This window comes from Limosilactobacillus galli, from assembly GCF_947381495.1.
Taxonomy (GTDB): domain Bacteria; phylum Bacillota; class Bacilli; order Lactobacillales; family Lactobacillaceae; genus Limosilactobacillus; species Limosilactobacillus galli.
On record NZ_CANCWK010000097.1, the window covers coordinates 1 to 1,114 of the forward strand.

The window sequence follows — 1,114 nt, forward strand, 5'->3', positions numbered from 1 at the left end:
ATGGCATTCGGAGTTTATCTGAAGTTGGTAACCCATGACGGGCCCCTTGTCCAAACAGTAGCTCTACCTCCACGATTCTTTACCTCAAGGCTCCCCCTAAAGAGATTTCGGAGAGAACCAGCTATCTCCAAGTTCGTTTGGAATTTCACCGCTACCCACACCTCATCCCAGCCATTTTCAACTGACACGGGTTCGGTCCTCCAGTGCGCTTTACCGCACCTTCAACCTGGACATGGGTAGGTCACCTGGTTTCGGGTCTATAACTACATACTTCATACGCCCATTTAAGACTCGCTTTCGCTACGGCTCCGGTTTTTCCACCTTAACCTTGCATGCAATCATAACTCGCCGGTTCATTCTGCAAGAGGCACGCCGTCACCCATTAACGGGCTCCGACAGCTTGTAGGCACATGGTTTCAGGAACTATTTCACTCCCCTTCCGGGGTGCTTTTCACCTTTCCCTCACGGTACTGGTTCACTATCGGTCACTAGGTAGTATTTAGCCTTGCGAGATGGTCCTCGCAGCTTCCGACGGGGTTTCACGTGTCCCGCCGTACTCAGGATCCTGAACTGAGGGTGTGACGTTTCGTCTACTGGGCTCTCACCATCTCTGGCACAGCTTCCCAACTGTTTCGACTACGTCGCACTTTGGTAACTCAAATGTTCAGTCCTACAACCCCAGCGAGCAAGCTCACTGGTTTGGGCTCTTCCCCTTTCGCTCGCCGCTACTCAGGGAATCGAATTTTCTTTCTCTTCCTGCAGCTACTGAGATGTTTCAGTTCACTGCGTCTACCGCTTGCCAGCTATAGATTCACTGGTCAAGCAAGCACCGACTAAGGTGCTTGGGTTTCCCCATTCGGAAATCTCCGGATCAAAGCGTACTTACCGCTCCCCGAAGCATATCGGTGTTTGTCCCGTCCTTCATCGGCTCCTAGTACCAAGGCATTCACCATGCGCCCTTCATAACTTAACCTTGATAACCACTTAGTGGTTATCTCAATTAATTGAGTTAGCGATTATTTCGTTAATAAAACTCAAATAACGCGGTGTTCTCGGTTTATTGTTTTAATAAATAAAGAAATTAGATATTATTTAGTTTTCAAAGTACAAGCTC

Annotated in this window: 1 rRNA gene; it reads right to left on the minus strand. The window is 48.7% G+C overall.

The window, feature by feature from the left end:
* Window positions 1–973: ribosomal RNA gene (locus QOS10_RS09380) — 23S ribosomal RNA — on the minus strand; the annotation flags it as partial.
* Window positions 974–1,114: the final 141 nt, after the last annotated feature.